This is a genomic window from Nonomuraea sp. IBHARD001 (assembly GCF_056106265.1).
Map to the genome: position 1 here is coordinate 8,633,826 of NZ_JBWBBW010000002.1, position 20,070 is coordinate 8,653,895.

The window sequence follows — 20,070 nt, forward strand, 5'->3', positions numbered from 1 at the left end:
GTGCGCTTCCCTTGGTCGATCGATCGGGGACTTTACGCACGGTTTCACTTTGAGTCAGCCCGATCAATGGGACAACCTCATATCGACAGGTCATCACACGCCCGCCGGGGTTTCGGCGGCCCGCTCCGGGCAACCCCGGTGGGTGCGGACACGGAGCGACAGAGGGAGCCACGGTGCGTTTCCACGCCGACCTGCACATGCATTCCAGGTACGCCTACGCGTGCAGCAAGAACAGCGACCTCGCGCACCTGACCTGGTGGGCCAAGCGCAAGGGCGTCACGCTGATGGGCACGGGCGACTTCACGCACCCGGCCTGGCTGGAACGGCTGCGCGCCGATCTCCTGCCCGCCGAGCCCGGCCTGCTACGGCTGCGCGAGGAGGTGGAGCGGGAGATCTCGGCCACGCTGCCCGCCAGTGTGTCCGCCGCGCCGGTCAGGTACATGCTCACCGTCGAGGTCTCCACCGTGTACCGGCAGGACGGCAGATCGCGCAAGATCCATCACTTGGTGCACCTGCCCGGCTTCGAGCAGGTCGAGGCGTTCAACCGGGCGCTGGGCAAGCACGCCGACCTCGGCGTCGACGGCAGGCCGACCGTGGCGATGAGCTCACGCGACCTGCTGGAGCTCACGCTGGGCTGCGGCGAGGGCGCCTACCTGGTGCCCGCCCACGTCTGGACGCCGTGGTTCGGCGTTTTCGGCTCCAGGTCGGGCTTCGACACGCTGGAGGAGTGCTTCGGCGATCTCACCCCTCACGTCTTCGCCCTGGAGACCGGCCTGTCCAGCGACCCGGCGATGAACTGGCGCGTCTCGCGCCTGGACGGGTATCGGCTGGTCAGCTACTCCGACGCGCACTCGCCGCCGATCGTCGGCAGGGAGAGCACGGTGTTCGACACCGACCTCGACTACTACGCGCTCCTGCGGGCGCAACGCACGGGCGAGGGGCTGGCCTCGACCGTCGAGTTCTTCCCCGAAGAGGGCAAGTACCACGTCGACGGCCACCGCAGATGCGGAGTACGGCTGCAGCCCGCCCGCACGCGTGAGCTCGGCGGCGTCTGCCCGATGTGCGGCAAGCAGGTCACGGTCGGCGTGCTGAGCCGGGTGGACGACCTGGCCGACCGGCCCGCGGGCGTGCGGCCCGAAGGCGCGGCCGACTACCGCAACGTGGTGCCGCTGCCCGAGGTCGTGGGCCAACTGCTCGGCGTCGGACCGAAGAGCAAGAGGGTGGCCGCCGAGGTCGACCGGCTGGTCGCGGCGCTCGGCTCGGAGATCGCCATCCTGGACGAGCTGCCCGAGAGCGCCATCGCGGCCGAGGCGCCCGCGCTCGCCGAGGCGATCGGCAGGCTGCGCAGGGGCGAGGTGACGGCGGCGCCCGGCTACGACGGCGAGTTCGGCGTGATCAGGGTCAGGGCGCTCCCTCCGGCCTAGGTCCGAGCACGTCAACCCTGGGGTGGATGATCGCCGGGAGTGCGTCGTGCGGCTCATCGCCGGGTCGTCCCGAGGGACGAGTCGCCGCGATCGGGGCGCTGGAAGCCTTGAGGCATGAGGAAGACAACGGCGGCTTCGGCCGTACTCGCCCTGACTGTGTTGATCGCTCCGGCCGTGCCCGCGAGTGCCGATCCGCCGCCGCGCGGGCTGAGGGTGTCGCTTCCGGCTCCGGGCGGGCCGTACCCGGTCGGGACGGCGGAGGTGCGGCTGGTCGACGCCTCGCGCGGCGATCCGCTGGTGCCGTCGAAGGACTACCGGGAGCTCATGGTGAGCGTGTGGTACCCGGCGGCCAGGGCGTTGCCGCCTGTCGCGCAGATGCCGCCGCTGACGGCCGCCGACTTCGACGCGAACACCGCGCCCGACCTGGGCATCAGGCCCGGCGCCGTGGACTGGGCGGCGACCAGGACGCATGCCGGGAGGGGCGCGCGGGTCGAGGTGCGGGCCGGGCGGCTGCCCGTGGTGCTGTTCTCGCCGGGGTTCGAGGCGTCCCGCACGCTCAGCACCGTGCTGGTCGAGGACCTGGCCTCGCGCGGATACGTCGTCGTGAGCGTCGATCACACCTACGAGGCCGAGCAGGTGCAGTTCCCCGGCGGGCGGCTCGAACGTTCGAAGCTGCCGCCCGTCACCACCGAGGAGGAGCAGGCGAGGCTGTTCGACGTCCTGGTCCCGGCCAGGGTGGCCGATCTCCGGTTCGTCCTGGACCGGCTCGGCCGCATGCCGCTGCCCGCCGGGCTGCGCGAGCGGCTCGACCTGTCCCGCGTGGGCGTGTTCGGCCACTCGATGGGCGGCAGCACCGCCGCGCACCTGCTGCGCGACGACCGGCGCGTCGACGCGGCCGCCAATCTCGACGGCAGGTACATCGGGTCGATCGGGCGCACCGGCGTCGCCAAGCCGTTCCTCCAGGTGGCGGGCGGGAGCACCACACGGCAGAGCGAGCCGACGTGGCAGTCGTTCTGGGCCGCCTCCAGCGGGTGGAAGCGCGAGGCCAGGGTCGCGGGCACGCAGCACTTCTCCTTCTTCGACCTGCAGGCGATCCTGCCGCAGGCGGCACCGGTCGTGCAGGGGGTGCCCGTCGCCGAGCTGATCGGCACCATCGACCCCGGGCGCTCGGTCGCGGTCCAGCGCGCCTATCTGGCCGCCTTCTTCGACCTGCATCTGAAGGGCGCCCGCACGCCGCTGTTCGACGGACCGGCCAGGGCCTATCCCGAGGTCAGGCTCATCCCGTAGCCGGATCTGCAACCAGGGTCGTAGGGCGATCTCGGTCGCAGGGCGGAGCCCCGCCGTGCGCCCGCTGCCTATCGTGGAAGGCGTGTCAGGCACCTCGCGCAGGCGCACGGCGCCCCCTCCCGCCGCCAGGGAAGCCCTCGTCCTCGCCCCTTTGGTGATGTTCTCGGTGGTCCAGGTGGTGGGCTTCCGCGACCCGGGGGCGAGCGCGCTGCCCGTCAAGCTGGCCCTGACGGCGGCGCTGCTGCTCCCGCTGCACTGGCGGGCCAGGCTGCCGGTCCCGGTGTTCGCCCTCACCGCGCTGGTGAGCTTCGCGCAGTGGACGGCCGGGGTCGAACTCATCGGCGCCAACCTCGCCGTGCTCGTCGCCATGTACGGCGTCGCCGCCCGCCGTACGCCGCGCTGGGCGGTCGCCGCGGGTGCGGTCGCCGAGCTCGGCGTCCTGCTGCTGGTGCTGCGGCCCGGCACGCCGCCCGCGGTGCTGGCCAAGGAGTACGCCTCCTTCTCGGTCTTCGTGGTGGCCGTGCTGCTGGCCGGGCTGTACTCCGCCACCAAACGCCGCTATGTCGCCGCCCTGGTCGAGCGGGCCGAGCAGGCCGAACGTGAGCGCGACCAGCAGGCCGTCATCACGGCCGCGACCGAGCGCGCCCGCATCGCACGCGAGCTGCACGACGTGGTGGCGCACAACGTCAGCGTCATGGTCATCCACGCCAACGGCGCACGCTACGCCCTCGACGACGAACCGGACGAGGCCCGCCGCTCGCTGTCGACGATCTCGGCGACCGGCAGCCGCGCCCTGGCCGAGATGCGCAGGCTCGTGGGCGTGCTGCGCGACGACGGCGCCGAAGGCCAGGACGCGCCCGAACCCGGCCTGGCCGAGCTGGACGAGCTCGTCGAACAGGCCAGGGCCTCCGGCCTGCCGACCGCGTTCGCGGTGCGCGGCACGCCGCCCGCCGATCTGCCCGAGGGCGAGGAGCTGGTCATCTACCGGATCCTGCAGGAGGCGCTGACCAACAGCCGCAGGCACGGCGGGCCCGGCACCAGCGCCGCGGTCGAGATCGGCTTCGGCCGCGAGGAGATCGAACTGCTGGTCCTCGACGACGGCGGGGGCGCGGCCGCCGCGCCGGGCGACGGCGGCGGGCACGGCCTGGTCGGCATGCGCGAGCGGGTGGCGCTCTACGGCGGCAGCGTGCGGGCCGCGCCGAGGGCCGACGGGCCCGGCTTCCGGGTGCACGCCCGGCTGCCCGTGCACCCGTCGCCGGACGGTGCGCGGTGATCAGGATCGTCCTGGTCGACGACCAGGAGCTGGTCAGGGTGGGCTTCCGGCTGGTCCTGCGCTCGCAGCCCGACATGGTGCTGGTCGGCGAGGCCGCCGACGGGATCGCCGCCGTCGAGACGGCACGCGCGGTCGAGGCCGACGTCGTGCTCATGGACGTGCGCATGCCCAGGATGGGCGGCGTCGAGGCCACCCGGCTGATCCGCGCCCTGCCCGCTCCCGGCCCGCCGAACGTGCTGGTGCTGACCACCTTCGACCTGGACACGTATGCCTTCGCCGCGATCAGGGCGGGCGCGTCCGGCTTCGTACTGAAGGACGCGCCTCCCGAGGACCTGTTCAGTGCGATCAGGTCGGTGCACGCGGGCCGTGCCGTCGTCGCGCCGAGCACCACGCGACGCCTGCTCGACCGGCTCGCCGTGCACCTGCCGACCGGCGAGAGGCAGCCGGGCGCCGCGGACGTGCTGACCGCCAGGGAGCGCGAGGTGCTGCTGCACGTGGCCAGGGGGCTGTCCAACACCGAGATCGCCGATGGGCTCGGCCTCGCGGGCGCGACGGTGAAGACACACATCAACCGCATCCTGGCCAAACTCGGCCTGCGCGACCGGGCCCAGGCCGTGGTCTACGCCTACGAAAGCGGTCTGGTCCGGGTCGAAGGCAGCAAAGATCGGCAAGGCATGGCATAACGCGTGGGAGCCGCATACGCTCCGCTGGTCGAGATCGGGGTCAGCAGAGTGGAGCGTGTGCGATGTCCATGCATTTCGAGCAGGCGAAGTTAGGCCCGTTGCCCATTGCGACCGTGCACAAGGCCCTGGAGCCCGCCGATGCCGCCCAGCTGTACACGTCGCTGACGAAGGACACCACGCCGATCTGGCCGAAGTTCGCCGCGCTGGACGACGAGCCCAGGACGTGGGCGCTGCACGCCCTGAGCCTGTACGCGGGCAACGCCGCCGCACTGCCCGGCGGGTTCGACCATGCCGCCGCCGTCGCACGCCTGCTCGCCCATGCGCCCGGCCACGTCTCGTCGCCGCAGCAGGCCACCGGCAGCCGCCGGTTCGAGCACGAGGTGCTGCGGGTCACCGGCTGGCTGGCCGCCCTGCTGCCCGGGGCGCTGGCCGTACCCGAAGAGGGGCCGCTCAAGGCGGTGCGCGCGCTCTACGACCCTCCTGTGCTGGAGGAGAAGGGGCAGGCGCACGCGCAGGAGGGCGGGGCCACGACGACGAGCGCGGGCGAGCAGCGGCCGGCCGAGTGGCGCGACCCGCTGGCGCCCGGCCTGGTCGGCGCCGGGAAGGTGAGCACGACCGGCTCACCCGAAGGGCCGGGCGGATCGGGCAGGCCGAAGGCGGCCGTCCTCGATCAGCTGCGCGAGCCTCTGGCCGCGCTGATCGCGCAGGAGGCGGCGCACTGGCGCTCCGACACGCCGCCGCGCCCTGCGGCCATCGAACCGGTCAGGACGGTCGCCGACTTCGTGCAGAGCTGCGTGCCCGTCGTCTTCGCCCCGTACGGCGACGCCCGGCTGGACGGGCCATACGGGCAGGGCTTCCGCTACGCCGACCGGCTGCGCAGCACCTACGACATCGAGGTGACCGCGCAGGAGCGCATCGGCCATCTGTTCAACCGGGTGCAGGTCGTCGGCTGGGCGGCTGAGCACGGGAGGCTGCTGGCCAAGGCAGGGTACAGCGACGCCAGGTCCGGCGACGCCCAGACGCTCGTCGACCTGGTCACCCTGTGGGACGAGCAGTACCCGGCGCTCTCGGCCGACGTCAAGCTGCTCGTGCAGCACACACCGCAGCACGCGGGCGCCAAGGGCCTCATCTACGTGCCGCCCGTGCTGCCCGGACAGGCGTGGGGAGGCGCGCTCGAATGGCGCTGGCGCACGGTGCGCTCGCTCGCACACGAGCTGATGCACCAACTCGCGCACCCGGCCTTCACCGCCAAGGCCTCCGGCATCGCCAAGGGCCAGATCGTCAAGGAGGGCTTCGTCGACCTGCTGGCCGTCGATCTGTTCGCCAGCCTCGCGGCCAAGGCGCAGGCGAGCGAGGCCATGCGGCTGAGGCTGTTCGAAGGCCTCGAAGGCTATGTCGAGCCCGCCGCCGACCTGTCCACGATCGGGTACGGCGACGCGGGCCGTGCCGCGGCCGAGATCCGCGACGCCGTCGGCGACGACCGGGTGCGCGCCGCCTTCTTCCTCGGCCTCACGTCGCTCGTGGGACTGTGAGACCGAGCTCCCTGGCCGCCGCCGGGAGGTGATCCAGCTCCTCGAAGATCGCCAGCGCCGCGGCCACGTCCTCCCGCCGCCCGTCCTCGGTGCGGGCGCGGGAGCGGGCCAGCAGGGCCAGGCCCTCGTGCAGCCGGTAGCCGTGCGTCCTGGCCTCGGCCAGCGCCAGCTCGGCATGACGCAGGGCGGAGCGGTGGTCGCCCGCGGCGGTCGCGGCCTCCGACAGCCCGATGGTCGCCTTCACCTCGGGGAACCTGCTGCCCGCCGCCTTGGCCGTGCGCAGGGCCAGCAGGAAGTGCTCGGTCGCACCGGCGGTGTCGCCCCTGCGCAGGTGGATGCGGCCGAGGGTGAAGCAGGCGTCGGCGATCAGGCGCCGGTGGCCGGTCTGCCGTGCGCCGGTCATCGCCTGGCCCGCCAGGTCGAGCGCCTGCTCCAGGCCGCCGGTGTCGCGTTCCACGGCGGCCAGGTTGCGCAGGGTGTCGGCCTCGTTGCCCCGGTTGCCGACGTCCCGGTGCACGGCGAGCGCCGTGAGCAGCGTCGCACGTGCCTCGTCGTGGCGGCCGAGGCCGTGCAGCACCTCGCCGAGCAGGGCCAGCGTGTTGGCCTCGCTCGCCCGCTGGGCCAGGCCCCTGGACAGCTCCAGCGCCTCCCGCAGCCGGTGCTCGGCGTCGTGCAGCCTGCCCATCTCGACATAGGCGCAGCCCAGATTGCCGAGGTTGACCGACATCGACGCCACCCTGCCGAGCTCCCTGTTCAGGCGCAGCGCCCGCTCGAAGCAGTCGACGGCCTCGGCCAGTCTGCCGCTGTCTGCGTAGGAGACGCCGAGATTGCCCAGCGAGGAGACACGGCCCTCTGGCCAGCCGGTGCGCTCGCAGAGATCGGCCGCGAGGAGGTACTGCTCGATGGCCTGGCGCTGGCGGCCCTGGAAGCCGTGCAGCCCGGCCACACTGACCCGCAGGATCGCCTGGGCGCGCTCGTGCCCGGCCTCGACCGCTGCGCCGAGCGCGGCCTGGGTGATCGTCCACCAGTCGGCGGCGTTGTGGCGCATCATGAAGTAGCCGCGCAGCGTGTCGGCCAGCCGCCAGGCCAGCTCGGCCGGGCCGTTGCCCGCGGCGTGCACGACGGCGGCCACCAGGTTGGGCAGCTCGCCGTCGAGCCAGGCCAGCGCCGACGCGTGATCGGCGAACTCCTCGGCCGAGCCCGGCGGCTCAAGACGCAGGTACTGCGGATACAGCACGCGTGCGGCGGCGTCGGCACGCTCCAGGTAGTGCGTCAGCAGTCCGGCCAGCGCGCCGCCCTCGCGCTCGGCCACGGCGTACTCGGCCGCGCACAGCCGCAGCAGGTCGTGCTGGGTGAACCTGCCGGGCACCGGCTCCTCCAGCAGGTGCGAGGAGCGCAGCACCCTGGCCATGGCGGCGGAGTCGGCCCCGGCGAGCGCCGTCATCGCCGCCGTCGAGATGTCGGGCCCCGGCACCAGCCCGAGCAGCCGGAACAGTCGCCTGGCCGGAGCGGGAAGCGCCGTGTAGGACAGCTGGAAGGCCGTCCTGACGGCGGACTCGGCGTCGCCGGGCACCTGAAGGGCGTTGAGCCTGTCGCCCGCGCGCAGCTCCTCGGTGTAGGCGCGCACACCGGTGAACGTGCCTCCGGTCAGATTGGCCGCCGCGATGCGCAGGGCGAGCGGGAGGTGGGCGCACAGCTCGGCGAGTTCGGCCGTGGCCTCCGGCTCGGCGACGACCGCGCCCCTGCCGAGCAGGCGGGTGAGCAGGGCGCGCGACTCCTTGCCGGTCAGCGCGTCGAGCGGCATGACCTGGGCGCCGTCGCGCACGACCAGGCCGCTCAGCGTGTCCCTGCTGGTGATCAGTGCGAGCGAGCCGGGACTGCCGGGCAGCAGCGGCCTGACCTGTCCGGGTTCGGCGGCGTTGTCGAGCACGACGAGCACGCGCCTGCCCGACAGCAGGGTCCGGTAGAGCGCCGCCGCCTCCTCCGGGTCGGTCGGCACCCGCTCGGGCGCGACGCCCAGGGCGTGCAGGAACCTGGCCAGCGCGTCGATCGGCCGCAACGGCTGCTCGACGGCGTAGCCGCGCAGGTTCACGTGCAGCTGGCCGTCGGGGAACAGGCGTCTGGCACTGTGCGCCCAGTGCACGGCCAGCGCCGACTTGCCGACGCCCGCCGTACCGGTGATCACCGCGATGGCCGGGGCGTCGCGTCTGGCCGCGGTGGCCAGCATCCGGTCCAGCCGTCTGAGCGGCGCGCTCCTGCCGGTGAAGGTGGGCATGCCAGCGGGCAGCTGAGCGGGTACGGCGATCGCACGCGCGGCGGGCGGCGGGCCTGACGGCGGGCTCAGCGGCTCGGCCAGGCCCGTCACGATGCGCTGGTGCGCCTGGCGCAGCTCGGAGCCGGGCTCGACGCCCAGGTCGTCGTCGAGCCTGGCGCGCATCTCGGCGAACAGCCTGAGCGCCTCCGCCTGCTCGCCCTGCTCGGCCAGGGCCAGCATCAGCCGGGCGGTGAGGCCTTCGTGCAGCGGCTCGTCGTGCACGATCGGCCACAGCACGGCCGTCGGCCGCTCGGCGCACTCGGCGTGGGCGAGTGCGGTCTCCACACGGCGGCGGGCGGCGGCGACGGCGACGGGATGGCCGCGCAGACGGCTGGGCGAGCCTTCGAGCACCGGGCCGCGCCAGCACGCCAGCGCCGCGCCGAGCAGGTCCTGGCTGCCGCTGAGCTCGTCGAACCTGGCCAGGTCGAGCGAGCCCGCAGGCAGGTCGAGCACATAGCCCGCGGCCGACCTGCGGATGCACGGATCGCCGAGCCGGGCGCGCAGCCTGGCGACATAGACCTGGATGAGGTTCGCGCACGTGCGGGGCGGGCGGTCCTCCCAGAGCACGTCGACGATCTCCGCACCGGAGACGGGATGCCCGGCCCGCAGGGCGAGCAGGCCGAGCAGGGCCCTCGGCATGGCGCCGCCGACCGCGATCTCCGCATCGCCCCTGCGCACCGACAGCGGCCCGAGCACACCGACCCACACACCGGTCGGCGGCTCGGCGTCGAACCCGGCCAGCAGCGCGGCGCGTTCGGCGCCGGTCAGCGGCAGAGCGGCGGCCAGCCGTTCGAGTGAGGCCCGGTGCGGGCGGCGTACCCTGCCGTGCTCGATGTCGCGGATGGTGCGGACGGCGACCCCGGCCCTGGCGGCCAGGTCCTGCTGGCTCCAGCCCGCCGCCGATCGTCGCCGCCTGAGCGCTTCGCCCCCCGAACTCTGCCCTGTCATCCGCCGTTCCTGCCGGTGTTTTCTGCCGGTCCGATGGCCTCGCATGGGCGTTTCGCCAGTTCGGTCCCCGTTCGATCATCCTCGCAAAAGGGTTAACAACCTTTCCAGAGAATGCGCGAACCCGATTCCTAGCCTCCTGGACATGGAGTATGTGGCGATCGCCTGCGGGGTCATCCACGTGGTGGTGTACACGGCCGCCGTCGTCGGCAAGGTCCGCGACCTGCCGGGCTTCGCCAGGTCGCTGACCGGGACGCGGCTGGTGCCCGCCAGGTGGCGTACTGGGGCCGCCGCGGGGGTGCTGGCCGCCGAGGCAGCGGTCGTGGTGCTGCTGCTCGTGCCAGGCACGGTCAGGCTCGGCTTCGCCTCGGCCGCCGCGCTGAGCGCGGTCCTGGCCGGTGTGGTCGGCCTGACGCTGGCCCGCGGGAAGGAGGCCTCCTGCCTGTGCTTCGGCGGTACGGCCAGGCCGATGGGCGCACAGCACCTGATCCGCAATGTGATCTTGACGCTCGCGGGACTGCTCGGCCTGGCGGCGGCCGGAGGGGGCGGCTCGCCCGGCCTCGAAGCCGGGGTGGCGGCCGGGCTCGCGGGCGCGGTGTCGGCGCTGCTGCTCATCAGAATCGACGACCTCGGGAGCGTGTTGCGATGACCTACCTGGTGATCTTCTGTACGGCGCTGACACTGGTGAACCTGCTGCTCCTGCTCGGCGTCATCGCCAGGCTGCGGGCCAGGGCCGAGGACCCGCCGCCCGGCGACGTGCCGAGGCCGGTGCTGCCCGCGGGGTCGAGCCCGGCGCCGTTCCGGGCGACGACGCTGGACGGCGACGAGGTCGACGCGCTCAGCGCCAGGCTGGTCGGCTTCTTCAGCCCCGGCTGCTCGGTCTGCCACGAACGGCTGCCGCAGGTGCTCGACTACGTCGCCGCCAACCGGCTCGGCCGCGGCGACGTGCTCGCCGTGGTGGCCGGCTCGCCCGGCGAGGTGGAGGAGCTGGTCGAGGCGCTGAGCCCGGTCGCCCGCGTGGTGGTCGAGGAGCCGCTCGGGCCCGTCTACACGGCGTTCGGGCTCAAGGGACTGCCCGCCCTGCACCTGTTCGACGGCAAGGGCGTCGTGCGCGCGTCGGGGACCACGATGAGCGGCTTCCCGGCCGTGGAGCCGGTATGAGCGGGCGCGCACGCCGGGAAGGCGGATTCGACCGGTCGGTGCTGACGGCCGCCGTCGCCCTGGTCTGGCGGGGCGGCAGGGGCGCACTCGTCCTGCAAGTGGTGCTGACGGTGGTGGCGGGTGTGACGCCCGTGCTGGCCGCCTGGTGCACCAAGGTCGTCCTCGACCGGCTGTCCGGGCCGGGCGCCGCCATGGACGCGCTGGCGCCGGTCGTGGTCGCCCTGCTCGTCCTGGGGGCGTTCGGCGGGGCCGTGCCGCACGTGATGCGTTTCGTCCAGGCGGAGCTGGAGCGCCGGGTCGGGCTGGCGGCGCGTGACGAGCTGTACACCGCGGTCAACGGGCTGCCGGGGCTGGCCAGGCTGGAGGATCCCGCGTTCCAGGATCGGCTGCACCTGGCCGAGCAGGCGGGCAGGTCGGGACCCGGCCGTCTGGTCTCCAGCGCGCTCGGGTTCGGCCAGGCGGGCGTGATGATCGCCGCGTTCCTGGTGACGCTGCTGCACGTGAGCCCGGTCGTGGCCTGGCTGGTGACGCTGGCGGCGCTGCCCATGGTGGTGGTGCACCTGCGGCTGAGCCGGGCGCAGTCGCGGCTGCTGCTGAGCACCGGGCACGGCAGGCGCAGAGAGGACTTCTTCGGGCGGCTGCTCACCATGCCGCACGTCGCCAAGGAGATCAGGCTCTTCGGCCTCGGCCCGTACTTCCGCGACCGCATGCTGGCCGAACTGCGCGCGGTCAACGCCGAGGAGCGCGTGGTCGGGCTGCGCCAGGCCAGGGGGCAGAGCCTGCTGGCCCTGCTGACCGCGCTCATCGCGGGCGCCGGGCTGGTCTGGGTCGTCGGCGAGGTCGTCGCGGGCCGTGCCGGGGTGGGCGACCTGTCGGTGTTCGTCGCCGCCGTCGCCGGAACCCAGGCGGGCCTGGCCACCGCCGTCGAACACCTCGCCTGGGCCCACCAGGCCATGCTGATCTTCCAACACCACCAGAACGTACGGCGAGCCGAACCCGACCTGCCGATCGGCGTCCTGCCCGCCCCCGAACTCACCCTCGGGCTCGAACTGCGCGACGTGTGGTTCCGCTACGACGACTCCCAGCCCTGGGTGCTGCGCGGCGTCGACCTCACGATCGGGCACGGCCGCTCGCTGGCCCTGGTCGGGCTCAACGGGGCGGGCAAGAGCACGCTGGTCAAGCTGCTGTGCAGGCTCTACGACCCGACACGGGGCCGCATCCTGTGGGACGGCGTCGACCTGCGCGACATCGACCCGGCCTCGCTGCGCGCCAGGATCGGCGCGGTGTTCCAGGACTTCGCCGCCTACGACCTCACGGCCGCCGAGAACATCGGCGTCGGCGACCTGTCGGCCGGCCAGGACGGCATAGAGGCGGCGGCACGGCGTGCGGGGGCGCACGAGATGGTCGAAGGACTGCCGCTCGGCTACACGACCCTGCTCACCAAGATCTTCTTCAGGGGCGCCAGCGGCGAGGACGACCAGGTCGGCGTCTCGCTGTCCGGCGGGCAGTGGCAGCGGCTCGCCCTCGCCAGGGGCCTGCTGCGCGACCGGGCCGACCTGATGATCCTGGACGAGCCGAGCGCCGGGCTCGATCCGTCGGCCGAGCAGGAGGTGCACACGGCCCTGCGCGCACACCGCCGTGGCCGTACCACGCTGCTCATCTCGCATCGGCTGAACGCCGTGCGCGAGGCGGACACGATCGCGGTGCTGGCCGAAGGACGTATCACCGAGATCGGCTGCCACGACGAGCTGCTGGCGCTGGCCGGGGGCGGTTACGCCGGGCTGTTCACCGCTCAGGCCAGGGGCTACGCGCACGCCGGGGACGCGGCGTGAGCGCCGTGCTGGCCGTGGCCACGGTGCTGGCGCTGGCCGGGCTGGTCGTGGCACTGCGGCACCGCTACCTGGCGGTGACCGTACGCGGCCGGAGCATGGAGCCCGCGTTCGGCCACGGCGACAGGCTGCTGGTGCGCCGGGCCGGGCTCGGGGCCGTGCGGGCCGGGCAGGCGGTCATCGTCGCCTCGCCCGAGGCCGGATCCGGGCTGCTGGTCAAGCGGGCGCTCGCCGTACCTGGGGATCCGGTGCCTCGTGCGCAGGTTCCCGTGCTGCCTCCAGGGGTCGTCGTGCCCGCCGGCCGACTGGTCGTGCTCGCCGACAACCCCGTGGACGGCCTCGATTCCCGCACGTTCGGCTATGTCGCCGCCGCCCAGATGCTCGGCGTGGTGGTCGGCCGGCTGCACAAAAGCTCCGCCCGGCAGGTCGCCGGGCGGTTGAGATGAAGGAGACACTCATGTTCAAGCTGGGTGAGAAGGTCCTGGCCGCCGTGCTTCCGCAGGCCACGGCCGAAGCGGCGGCCGGCTGTCAGCCGGAGACGTGGTGCGAGTGGTGCGGCACCAGCTTCTACAAGCGCTACTGGCTGCGCTCCAACTGCACCGTGACGTACGGCGACTGCACCAGCTGCTAGTCCATGCGTATGGCGGGCCGACCCCTCACCACTTCCCCGTGGCCAGGCCCGCCATGCGATAACCGGAGTACTTCGTGGCGAATCCCGAGGCGGGGATCAGCGCCAGGAAGGCCAGCACCACGGCGAGGCCGGCCTCACGCTGGGCCTCCCAGGCGAAGGGCACGGCACGGGCGAGCGCCCGTGCCGTGCTCGTCGCGACGACGGCGCCGGGCGTGAGCGCCTCGGCCGCCACCGGTCCCACGCCGTAGAAGTCCGACAGGGCCGCTCCGTTGACGTGTCTGAACGTCGCGTGCACGATCTCCCTGCTGACCGGCCGCAGCAGTCCGGCTGGCGAGAACAGCTCGACCGTGGCCGCGACCGTCGAGGTCACCAGCGCCTTGGAGTTGACGTCGGGCGCCTCGTTGGTGGCGTCGATGACGTCCTGGATCCTGGAGCGTGCGGTGTCGTGGTCGATGATGCCGAGGAAGAAGGCCGGGTCCAGGCCGAGCAGGTAGCCGATGTACCACCAGGTCCGGTACAGGTCGGCGATCTCGCTCGCGGTGAGGTCGTGGCCGAGCGCCTCAAGGGCGCGGTAGGAGACGGGCAGGAAGTCCAGCCAGGTGCGGGCGATCTCCACCTGGCCGATCGGCATCCCGAGCGCCGAGGTGTCCCATCCGGCACGCAGCGCCCGCGCCCTCGCCTGGGCGTGCAGCAGCCGTACCTGGAGGGTGGCCACATAGCCCTTGCCGCCGGGTCGCAGGCTCTGCGGGAGCATGCAGCGCAGGACCCAGTCGGTGGTCTCGATCAGACGGCGTCTGGTCGACTGGATCAGCTCGCCCGTCCCCACGAGCACCTTGGCGATCGCGGGCGAGCCATAGGTGTGCGTCAGGGCGGCCAGGCCGAGCGCCTGGGCGTGCGAGGGCAGCGGGATCGACATGAAGGTGTGCGAGCCGCCGATGTAGGTACGGGGCGTCACCCACGGCGGCACGGTCTCGGCCGCGCGTAGGAAGGCGGCGACGGCGGGCGGCGGGTCGTTCAGCGAGCGCAGGCCGCGCTCGATGCCCTGGCGCAGGGCGACGCGTGCCTTGGGCCCGACGGCTTCGAGCTCGGCGACGACCGCGTCGGCCAGGGGGTCGCCGACGTGCAGCCGGTCGCCGACGAGTCTGCCGCGCTCGCCGAACCTCCGCACGACGGCCTCGCCGTCTCCTCGCCTGCTCGGCCACGCGGGCGGCGCCTGGCCGCCCGCCGTACCCGGTGGTGCGGGTCTGAGGGGGGTGCGGGCGGCTGCGGGCGGCGGCGAGGCGATGCCCCAGCCTGCCCCGATGGCCGCTCCTGTCGTGAGGACGATCGCTCTACGCCTGCTCAGCGCTTCGTCGCGCATGGCACCACACCCCGTTGCTCGGATTTACCCGGTGGGGATACCCGGGTGATCGCCAAGCGTGTGATCGCTGCGGGACAAGAGAAGGGCAGGACATACGGCAGCGTGCCCGGCACGGGGGTGTGCCGGGCACGCTGTGGGGGGACCCCGGGTGGACGGTGGGTCACACCCGGGGGGCTTGGTCGGCCGGGTCGGCCTCGGTCAGCCGACCGTGAGGGTCAGGCCGTAGACCGAGAGGATCTCGTTGACCGGCTGGTGGTAGGTCGTGCCGCCGGAGCTGCAGTTGCCGGAGCCGCCCGAGGTCACGCCCTGGGCCTGGCTGCCGGAGATGAACGAGCCGCCGGAGTCGCCCGGCTGGGCGCACGCGCTGGTGCGGGTCAGGCCGCTCACGGTGCCCTGCGGGTAGGTCACGCTGGAGTTGTGCTGCTGGATGGTGCCGCAGCGCCAGCCGGTCGTGGAGCCCGAGCGGCAGATCGAGGCGCCGACGGAGGCCTGGGTGGAGCCTCGGACGATGACGTTCTGGCCGCCGGAGCCGCGTACCCACGGCCTGGGGGTGTTGCCGGGAGCCGCGACCCAGGCGTAGTCGTTGCCCGGGAAGGAGGAGCCCTGGAAGGTGCCGGTGGGGCTGGTCGTCCTGGTGCCGGTCCTGCCGCAGTGGCCCGCGGTGACGAAGCCGGGGGTGCTGCCGCGGGTGACGGCGAAACCGACGCTGCATCGGCTGGAGCCCGCGTAGTAGGCCGCGCCGCCGATGATGTCGATGAACGGCTGGGGACGCTCGGCCGAAGGCGTCACCTTGACGACGCTCTTGTCGGCGCCGGAGGCGGCCACGAGGGCCTCGGCCGCGCGCCTGTCGGCGGCCAGGACGGTGACGCTGTTGGTGGTGACGTCGACGTACCAGACGGCCGCACCGGTGCGCACGCGCGTGGAGGCCCGGTCGAGCTGGTCCTTGACGGCGGTGAGCTGGGCCAGCGAACGGGCGACGACCACGGCCTGCGCGCCCTGCGCCTCGATGGAGGCGACGGCTGCCCGGTCGGTGGTGGCGACCTGCAGCTTGGAGGCGTCGGCGTTCAGCCAGGAGCCGCCGTAGGAGGCGCCCAGCGTGGTGGTGAGCCCGGCCTCGACGACCGCGGCCCGCTGCTCGTTGGCCAGGCGGGTGATGGCCTGCTGCTCGGTGAGGCCGAGGTCGCGCTCCATCGCGTCGATCATCGCGGGCGGAGCGGACTCGGGGGCGACGGGAGTGGGTTCTGCGTTGGCGGGGGTCAGCGGAGCCGCTAGACAGAGCGCGAGGATCGCTGCGCCGATGAGAGCGGTACGTTGACTCGACATGTGCACTCCTTTGTGGGGGGTCATGTCAAATTAACGGCTGAGCCACCGTGAGCCTCATACCAGCTGGCCCACTATTACCGCGTTATGGATGCTCTGACGTGCAATTTCCTGCCAAGAGGCCATCCATGTTGAAATTTCACCTCGATTCGGTCATGGGGCGATCTTCGTCAGACTTCCTGTCATATCGTCGCGGCCACCTTGGGCTCCCGGCGTCGCCGTACGACCGTCGCCCGAAAGATAGCCGGAGCTCCAATGACAGCGAACCCGTAGCGGCACACCGCCCCCACCTGCGGTTTCCCGATCGGCATGGGACAGATGCCGCATTTCGCTTACTAGCGCGCTCGGTACATCGCCATTTGCGGCTAGAGGGACGAACGCCAGCTGTAGCACGATGAATCCAGCCAGTAGTCGGAACGTGGCTGATTCGGGTGGCATGGGTTAGAACATGTGGATTGGAGGCAGGGGAACGCCGCGCGAAGAGGCCCCTCCGGTCTCCGCGCGAGCGAGGCCGGCGGCACGCGAAGGGAACCAATGGACGGATCATCCCCGCTCCGCCCAGTGGGGATAGCAGCGCTATCGCCGATGTGGCTGTGCGGGCTCACGCTGGGAGCGGGAATCGCGAGCCTGTCCGGACTGACCGTGGTCAAGGTCGCGGGCGGCGGGTGGAGCACCGTGCTCGCCGCGGCCGCGATCGTGGCCGCCGTGGTCGTCCTGCACGTGCGGATCCTGGTCGTCGTCATCAAGCGCAGGCGCACACCGTGGTGGATGACCAGTGCCAACACGGTCGCCACCTGGGCCCCCATCACCGTGTTCGGTATGGGCTGGGCGCCTGTCCTCTGCCTGTTCGCCGGCGGCCTCTTCGTGCTGGCCGACCGGCTGCGCTCGTGGGCGTTGCTGCTGGCCGCCCTGGCCTGCGGGCCGCTGCTGCTGCTCATCCCGACCTCGGGCGCGGGTCCCGGCCTGTGGGTCGTGGGCGTGCCGCTGGTCGGGCTGGTGGAGTACTCGCTGATCATCATGACCGTGCGCACCCACTGCCTGGGCGCGGTGCGCGGCCAGCAGGTCGGCCAGGCCGTACGGCAGGAGCGGCGCAGGCTCACGCGGGATCTGCACGACCTGGTCGGGCATCGGCTCACCGTGCTGAGCCTGAAGATCGAGCTGCTGCAGAAGCTGCTGGAGACCGGCGACCGCAAGGCCCTTGAGGCCGTGGGCGAGACGCTCGACCTGGTCAGGTCGGTCACCGGCGACGTGCGCTCAGTCGCGCACGGGCTGCCGCTGCCCTCGCTGGCCTCCGAACTGGACTCGGCGCGTGCGGTGCTGGAGTCGGCCGACGTGCGATGTCAGGTGGAGGTGAGCTGCCCGGACGTGCCCAAGGCCGCGGCCGAGGTCCTCGTGCACATCCTGCGCGAAGGCACCACGAACATCCTCAGGCACGCCGCCGCCGGCCACTGCTCGATCCGTCTCACGACCCGCGACGGAATGGTGCGCCTGTCGATGCTGAACGACGGGATCAATGACGACGGCACCGCGCCCGGCCAGGGGTTACGCAATCTCAGGGAGAAGGTGACCGAGCGCGGCGGCCATTTCGAGGTGTCCGTTCTGAATGACCGCCTATTTCAAATCTCAGCCCTTATCCCGGTATCACACAAATGAATTGTGCAGACCACACAATAGGCTGTGAAGAACGCCCGGTCAGGATGTGCTCCATGTGACTAGACGCCACCACTCCGTATTCGCCATTCTTATGGAGCAAGCGAGACGGAGGTGGCAAAACATGGAGCAGTACGAACTTTATTGCCTGGCCGACCAGCACTTCTACGACACTCTTGACGGCACACTTGACGGCGAGAAGACGCAGGAGGCATTGTTCGAGGCGGCCCGCAGGCCGGTGCCCGACAATTGGTCGCACCACGCCAGCGACACCTGGTTCTACTATGCGCCGAAGAATGTGCCGCCGCTCCCCGAGCAGGGTTGGAAAATCCACGTGTCGGCCCGGGTCGACGACGCCGAGCGGGCTGTGGCCGCCGTCTGGGACTATTGCGTCTCGCGGAACATCGCCTTCAAATTCCTCCGCGGCCTCCCCGTGCTCGTCATGCTCAACTCCAAGGCCGCCTCGCGTGCCTCCAGCGGCAAGCTGGTCACCATCTACCCTCGTGACGAGGCGCAGCTCGAACTGGTGCTGAAGGATCTGCACGAGCTGCTGCACGGCGTCGAAGGCCCCTACATCCTGAGCGACCTGCGCTTCGGCGAAGGCCCGCTGTTCGTCAGGTACGGCGGGTTCGCCGAGCGGCACTGCCTGTCCGACAGCGGCGAGCGGGTGCTCGCGGTGCACGACGCCGAAGGCAATCTGGTGCCGGACGTCAGGCACGCCGTCTTCTCCGTGCCGCCCTGGACCACACTGCCCGCCTTCCTCGAGCCCCATCTGAAGGCCCGCGAGTCCGTGCGCATGGACGACGTGCCGTACCAGGTCGAGAGTGTGCTGCACTTCTCCAACGGCGGCGGCGTCTACCTGGCTCGCGACAAGCGCAGCGGCGAGCGGGTGGTGCTGAAGGAGGCCAGGCCCTACGCCGGGCTCGACGCGGCCGGTCGTGACGCCGTGGCCAGGCTCACCCATGAGCGCGACATCCTGCAGCGCCTGGCCGGACTGGACTCGGCGCCCGCCCTGCTCGACCACTTCGTGGTGGGCGAGCACCACTTCATCGTCGAGGAGTTCGTCGACGCCACCACGCTGCAACGCCGGCTGGTGCGCCGCTACCCGATGACGAGTGCGACGTGCGGGCCCGACGACATGGCCGAGTACACCCGCTGGGCGCTGGACACCCTCGACCAGGTGGAGGCGGCGCTGGCCGCACTGCACGGGCGTGGCGTGGTCTTCGGGGACCTGCATCCCGACAACATCCTGCTGACCGAGGACGGGCGCGTGGTCCTCATCGACTTCGAGGTCGCCACGCTGGTCGACGACCAGGGGCGCTCGGCGCTGGCCCACCCGGCCTTCGCCGCACCGGCCGACAGGCACGGCACCGAGGTCGACGACTACGCCATGGCCTGCCTGCGGATGGGGATGTTCGCCCCGCAGTGCACGATCATGCTGCCGCTGCACCGGGCCAAGATCCGGCACATCGGCGAGATCGCCTCCGACCTCTTCCCCATGCCGCCCGACGGCATAGCGCCCGCCGTCGAGACCATCTCCGACGGCAGCGTCTGGCCCGCCGACCTGCCGATGCCGGGCACCTCGCCCTGGCCCGAGGTACGCGAGGCGATGCGCAAGGCCATCGAGGCGAGCGCCACCCCGCACCGCGACGACCGGCTCTTCCCCGGCGACATCGCCCAGTTCAAGCCGGGCGGCGGGCTGAACATCGCCAACGGCGCGGCGGGTGTGTTCTACGCCCTGCACGCCTCCGGCTGCCCGACGCCACACGTGGACTGGCTGCTGGCCAGGGCCAAGTCGCCCGCGCCCGGATCGGGACTCGGCCTCTATGACGGGCTGAGCGGCCTGGCCTACGTGCTCGACCTGCTCGGGCATCGGCAGGACGCACAGGACGTGCTGGAGATCGGCCTGCGCGAGCGGTGGCAGGAGCTGGAGTCGGCCATGTACTCCGGGCTGTCGGGCATCGGCCTGACGCTGCTGCACTTCGGTCGGGACGAGGCCGCGCTGAAGGCGGTCGACATCTGCGCCGACCGGCTCGGCGGCCCCCTGGACGTGCCTGAACTCAGCGGCGGCAGCAATCCGCGCGCCGGACTGCTGCACGGCTCGTCCGGACCGGCCCTGCTCTTCCTGCACGCCTACGAGCGCACCGGCGACAGTGCCCTGCTCGACCTGGCCGAGACGGCGCTGCGGCAGGACCTTCGCCGCTGCAAGACGTCCGACGACGGCTCGCTGCAGGTCAACCAGGGCTGGCGGCTGCTGCCCTACCTCGACGAGGGGTCGGCCGGCATCGCGATGGTGCTGGCGCGCTACCTGGCGCACCGGCCGCAGGCCGAGCTCATGGCCACCCTGTCCGACCTCTCCCTGGTCGCACGCTCCGGCTACTTCGTCCAGTCCGGGCTCTTCACCGGCAGGGCGGGCATCGTCGCCGCGTTCGGCGCCGGCGCCGACCCGGGCGGCCTTCGCTGGCACGCCCTTCCCCACGGCGGCGGTCTCGCCTTCCCCGGCGACCAACTGCTCCGCCTGTCCATGGATTTCTCGACTGGTTCGGCCGGTGTCCTGCTCGCCCTGGCGTCACTTCAGCCGGGCTCCGCGGCGCACCTGCCGTTCCTCAAGCCGCTCACAAGGCGGACAAGCAATAACGAACCCACAAAGGAGGTGTAGAC

The 20,070-nt window shown here is 72.1% G+C and carries 15 protein-coding genes; 12 read left to right on the forward strand and 3 right to left on the reverse strand.

The annotated features are described in order from the left end of the window. Positions 1–173: 173 nt before the first annotated feature. The 5 genes from ACTWNK_RS40725 to ACTWNK_RS40745 all read left to right on the forward strand — a co-directional run bounded on the left by ACTWNK_RS40725 (position 174) and on the right by ACTWNK_RS40745 (position 6,199). Positions 174–1,424 (forward strand): endonuclease Q family protein, encoded by a 1,251-nt coding sequence (locus ACTWNK_RS40725; protein WP_474310306.1) that lies wholly within the window; start codon positions 174–176, stop codon positions 1,422–1,424. A gap of 114 nt (positions 1,425–1,538) precedes the next feature. Further along, a complete protein-coding gene (locus ACTWNK_RS40730) occupies positions 1,539–2,711 on the forward strand; it encodes an alpha/beta hydrolase family protein (RefSeq protein ID WP_474310307.1) in 1,173 nt (390 codons plus the stop codon). Positions 2,712–2,793: 82 nt separating this feature from the next. Continuing rightward, positions 2,794–3,984: a sensor histidine kinase gene (locus ACTWNK_RS40735; RefSeq protein ID WP_474310308.1), complete on the forward strand. Its 1,191-nt coding sequence runs from the start codon at positions 2,794–2,796 to the stop codon at positions 3,982–3,984. After that, the gene (locus ACTWNK_RS40740; protein ID WP_474310310.1) at positions 3,981–4,667 is read left to right on the forward strand and encodes a response regulator; all 687 of its coding nucleotides are present in this window, start codon (positions 3,981–3,983) and stop codon (positions 4,665–4,667) included. Before ACTWNK_RS40735 ends, ACTWNK_RS40740 begins: the two co-directional genes overlap by 4 nt. A gap of 98 nt (positions 4,668–4,765) precedes the next feature. Continuing rightward, positions 4,766–6,199, forward strand: a complete 1,434-nt coding sequence (locus ACTWNK_RS40745; RefSeq protein ID WP_474310311.1) for a hypothetical protein — start codon at positions 4,766–4,768, stop codon at positions 6,197–6,199. Here ACTWNK_RS40745 and ACTWNK_RS40750 read toward each other — a convergent pair. Next, positions 6,177–9,461, reverse strand: coding sequence for a tetratricopeptide repeat protein (locus ACTWNK_RS40750; RefSeq protein WP_474310312.1), 3,285 nt, complete (start codon positions 9,459–9,461; stop codon positions 6,177–6,179). The two genes, ACTWNK_RS40745 and ACTWNK_RS40750, sit on opposite strands and share 23 nt — an antisense overlap. Before the next feature lie 142 nt (positions 9,462–9,603). Here ACTWNK_RS40750 and ACTWNK_RS40755 point away from each other — a divergent pair, with 142 nt between their 5' ends. From ACTWNK_RS40755 to ACTWNK_RS40775, 5 genes are read left to right on the forward strand one after another with little or no spacing between them, the layout of a single operon-like run. After that, positions 9,604–10,107 carry a MauE/DoxX family redox-associated membrane protein gene (locus ACTWNK_RS40755; protein ID WP_474310313.1) on the forward strand — a complete coding sequence of 168 codons (504 nt, stop codon included), beginning with the start codon at positions 9,604–9,606 and terminating at the stop codon, positions 10,105–10,107. Beyond that, positions 10,104–10,619 carry a thioredoxin domain-containing protein gene (locus ACTWNK_RS40760; RefSeq protein ID WP_474310315.1) on the forward strand — a complete coding sequence of 172 codons (516 nt, stop codon included), beginning with the start codon at positions 10,104–10,106 and terminating at the stop codon, positions 10,617–10,619. The genes ACTWNK_RS40755 and ACTWNK_RS40760 overlap by 4 nt, the downstream gene beginning before the upstream one ends. After that, complete coding sequence (locus tag ACTWNK_RS40765) at positions 10,616–12,451, forward strand: ABC transporter ATP-binding protein (RefSeq protein WP_474310317.1); 1,836 nt, start codon at positions 10,616–10,618, stop codon at positions 12,449–12,451. Before ACTWNK_RS40760 ends, ACTWNK_RS40765 begins: the two co-directional genes overlap by 4 nt. After that, positions 12,448–12,894, forward strand: a complete 447-nt coding sequence (locus ACTWNK_RS40770) for a S26 family signal peptidase (RefSeq protein WP_474310318.1) — start codon at positions 12,448–12,450, stop codon at positions 12,892–12,894. Before ACTWNK_RS40765 ends, ACTWNK_RS40770 begins: the two co-directional genes overlap by 4 nt. A gap of 11 nt (positions 12,895–12,905) precedes the next feature. Further along, positions 12,906–13,079: a hypothetical protein gene (locus tag ACTWNK_RS40775; RefSeq protein ID WP_474310319.1), complete on the forward strand. Its 174-nt coding sequence runs from the start codon at positions 12,906–12,908 to the stop codon at positions 13,077–13,079. A 25-nt stretch (positions 13,080–13,104) separates the two neighbouring features. Here ACTWNK_RS40775 and ACTWNK_RS40780 read toward each other — a convergent pair whose 3' ends face one another. Continuing rightward, on the reverse strand, positions 13,105–14,439 hold the full coding sequence (locus ACTWNK_RS40780; protein WP_474310321.1) for an oxygenase MpaB family protein: 1,335 nt from the start codon (positions 14,437–14,439) through the stop codon (positions 13,105–13,107). A gap of 198 nt (positions 14,440–14,637) precedes the next feature. Next, positions 14,638–15,762 carry a S1 family peptidase gene (locus ACTWNK_RS40785; protein WP_474310323.1) on the reverse strand — a complete coding sequence of 375 codons (1,125 nt, stop codon included), beginning with the start codon at positions 15,760–15,762 and terminating at the stop codon, positions 14,638–14,640. 582 nt (positions 15,763–16,344) lie between these two features. On the opposite strand from ACTWNK_RS40785, the gene ACTWNK_RS40790 reads away from it, so the two are divergent. Together ACTWNK_RS40790 and lanKC are read left to right on the forward strand one after the other, a co-directional pair. Then, a complete protein-coding gene (locus ACTWNK_RS40790) occupies positions 16,345–17,412 on the forward strand; it encodes a sensor histidine kinase (RefSeq protein ID WP_474310324.1) in 1,068 nt (355 codons plus the stop codon). 121 nt (positions 17,413–17,533) lie between these two features. Further along, positions 17,534–20,068 carry a class III lanthionine synthetase LanKC gene (gene lanKC / locus ACTWNK_RS40795; protein ID WP_474310326.1) on the forward strand — a complete coding sequence of 845 codons (2,535 nt, stop codon included), beginning with the start codon at positions 17,534–17,536 and terminating at the stop codon, positions 20,066–20,068. Positions 20,069–20,070 lie beyond the last annotated feature (2 nt).